This is a genomic window from Stackebrandtia sp. (assembly GCF_035643755.1).
In the GTDB taxonomy this organism is placed as follows: Bacteria; Actinomycetota; Actinomycetes; order Mycobacteriales; family Micromonosporaceae; genus Stackebrandtia.
Map to the genome: position 1 here is coordinate 1 of NZ_DASQPW010000127.1, position 2,966 is coordinate 2,966.

4 protein-coding genes are annotated in these 2,966 nt (G+C 70.0%); all 4 read right to left on the minus strand.

The genetic code is table 11. From position 1 onward, the window contains the following. The coding region (locus VE172_RS09700; protein ID WP_349258321.1) for a DUF993 family protein at positions 1 to 180 on the minus strand (180 nt) is incomplete at its 3' end. A 35-nt stretch (positions 181 to 215) separates the two neighbouring features. Continuing rightward, positions 216 to 1,370, minus strand: a complete 1,155-nt coding sequence (locus VE172_RS09705) for a Gfo/Idh/MocA family protein (RefSeq protein ID WP_324800484.1) — start codon at positions 1,368 to 1,370, stop codon at positions 216 to 218. Between the two features lie 184 nt (positions 1,371 to 1,554). Next, positions 1,555 to 1,917, minus strand: coding sequence for a hypothetical protein (locus VE172_RS09710; protein WP_324800486.1), 363 nt, complete (start codon positions 1,915 to 1,917; stop codon positions 1,555 to 1,557). Continuing rightward, positions 1,910 to 2,966 (minus strand): SseB family protein (locus VE172_RS09715; protein ID WP_475525675.1); only part of this gene is annotated, 1,057 nt, incomplete at its 5' end. The genes VE172_RS09710 and VE172_RS09715, both read right to left, overlap by 8 nt.

The window sequence follows — 2,966 nt, forward strand, 5'->3', positions numbered from 1 at the left end:
GACGCCCAGACCGTGCGACCACAGGTGGCGGCGGAACGCGATCGTGGCGTCCCAGTCCAGGGCGGCGTCGACGCCGGGACCGTTGTCGGCCAAGGGATCGGCCACCACGTGGGCGGCGGCGAAGATGACGCGGGACTCCAGCGGCGCGTCGGGTTGGTGCGGGACCGAGGGCGGGCCCATGGGGTACGGGCCGTGGCCCGGCAGATCGACGACGGTCACAGCGTCAGCTCCGACAGCTCGATGCGGCGGCCCTCGAGGGAGGAACGGTAGCCCTCCTCGGCGAGCTGGACGCCGCGGGCGGCGGCCAGGAAGTCGTGCGAGAACGGCGCGTCGTCCACGACGTGGCGCAGGAACTCCTCCCACTGGGCCTTGAAACCGTTGTCGAACTCGGCGTTGTCGGGAACCTCCGTCCACTGTGATCGAAAGTCGATGCTTTGCGGGATGTCGGGATTCCACACGGGCTTCGGCGTCACGGAACGGTGCTGGGCACGGCAACGCCGCAGCCCCGCCACCGCGCTGCCCTCGGTTCCGTCCACATGGAACTCCACGAGCTCGTCGCGGAAGACCCTGGTGGCCCATGACGAGTTCATCTGCGCGATGACCCCGCCCCGAAGCTCGAAGATGGCGTAGGCGGCGTCGTCGGCCGTGGCGGCGTAGCCCTCGCCCGACTCGTCGAAGCGCTCGGGGATGTGGGTGGCGACCCGCGCGGTCACCGCCGTGATCGGGGCGATCACGCCCTCGAAGACGTAACTCCAGTGCGGGAACATGTCCAGGGCCATGCCGCCGCCGTCCTCGGTCCGATAGTTCCACGACGGGCGTTGCGCGCTCTGCCAGTCTCCCTCGAAGACCCAGTAGCCGAACTCGCCGCGCACCGAAAGGATGCGGCCGAAGAAGCCGCTGTCCACCAGGCGTTTCAGCTTCCGCAGCCCCGGCAGGTACAGCTTGTCGGCCACCGCGCCGTTCTTCACGCCGTGCTCGCGGGCCAGCCGCGCCAACCCGAGCGACTCCTCCACCGAGGTGGCCAGCGGCTTCTCGCAGTAGACGTGCTTGCCCGCCTTGATGGCGGCGGTGACCGCGCCGACCCGATGCAGGGTGGTCAACGAATCAAAGTAGACGGAGATGGACTCGTCGGCCAGCACCGCGTCCAGGTCGGTGGACCACCTGTCGAGGCCGTGATCGGCGGCGATCGCGGCCAGCTTGCCCGCGTCGCGCCCCACCAGGGTGAGCTCGGGCCAGATCACCGAGCCGTCGGCGCGCGGCAGCCCGCCCTGCTCGCGGATCGCCAGCAGCGACCGCACCAGATGCTGCCGATAACCCATGCGACCGGTCACGCCGTTGACGGCGATTCCCACGGGGATGCGGTGGGGCATGCGAGCTCCTCGATTGTGCGGACGGGGCGGGCGCGAAATGGCAAACGCTTGCCTTTCACTGTAGCGCGCCTCACCCCGCGACAGCGACCCCGCCGAACGCGAGGGCTTCTCAGATTTTTCGAGCGGCGCGATGCGCCGTCAGGCCACGGACTCGTGGGGACGCGGCGGCTACCCGGACCGCGAGCTAGATGCGCGACTCGCGCAGGTCCACGACCTCGCCGTGCGGCACCCAGATCTGGTACACGCCAACGTCATACGGCTCCAGACCGAGATGGCGGGCCATGTCGGCGTTGCCGCCGCAGTACTCCAGCCGCAGCCAGGCACCGAACTCCCCGAGCACCACGAAGGGCTCGCCGCGCCAGGTGCACAGGGTGCGCACGTAGCAGAAGTCCTCGATCTCCGAGATCAGCACACCGCGCCGATAGCGGCCGTCGGCCACCTCGACGAAACCGTCGCCGGGCTCGGGCGAATACAGGCGCACGTGGGCGCCGTCCGGACTGGCGTCGTACTCCACACCCCGCCACCGGGCGACGTAGCCGTCACGCATGCTGCTGCTCCTGGCTCAACGGATTCGACTGCGGATAGGCGTTCCAGCCCGCGTCGGCGGCCTCCACTTCCGACCTGATCCATTCCCGACGGTCGGAGTCGTACACCGCCACGGGAGCGGAACGACCGTCCGCCGTGACGCGGAACATCTGGGCGCCATGCGGAAGCCGCACGCTGTCCACCTTGTACTCGGGAATCCGACGACCGCCCACACTGGGCGCGTAGCCGTCTCCCGAGAAGGGCGGCGGTTCGACGATCCAGCCGCCGTTGCGGTGCGCGGACTCGGCATCGTTTCCGCCGTAAGCGATCTGGTAAAGCTCCGTGCGGTGGCCCGTCCAGCGCACCACGTGCACCTCTTCGTCGGCGGGCGCGAAGTCGGCGCCCTCGCGCAGCAACCCGAGTCCGTTGTAGAGCTGTTCGGGGGTGACGAGGTCCTGGACGTCGCCGTAGCGGTGGACGAATCCCGCCACGCGGTCGTAACCGCGCTCCAGGGTCATGGCGACCTGATGGTGCGGCAGCACCTTCTGCATCACCTCGGGCTGCGCCGCCTGCGGCCGCACCGTCGGCGGCGGGTTGGACGCCTCCATCTCCAGCGCGGCCTGCAGCAGGCCCTGGGTGCGGGCCCACGTGACCAATGTGGTCACCTGCGGGCCCGGGATGTTGGCGCCGACCTCGGTGCCGGGGTTGACGTACAGCGAGTATTCGATGCCCGGCCACTGCGCCACCAGCCGCCCGAAGGTGGTGCGGATCTGGTTCTGGTCGCCGTAGCGGGCCACCAACCGGTTCTGGGTGGTGAACGCGGTGATGGTGTAGGAGCCGTCGATCAGGTCGGTGTGCCAACGAAACTCGGGGTCGCCGGGGCGGGCCGACGGCGGGCAGTCCTCGGCGACGGGCAGGTATGCCCAGGCCCGCAGGATCACCTCGAGGAACGCGCGGGTGTCGCCCGAGGCGGCGGCGCCGGCCAGCGAGTCCTCCACCGAGTTCTCGTCGGGCCACTGCTCGAGCGCGCCCGGCACCACCAGGTCGGTGCTGTGCCCGGTGGGCCGCAGC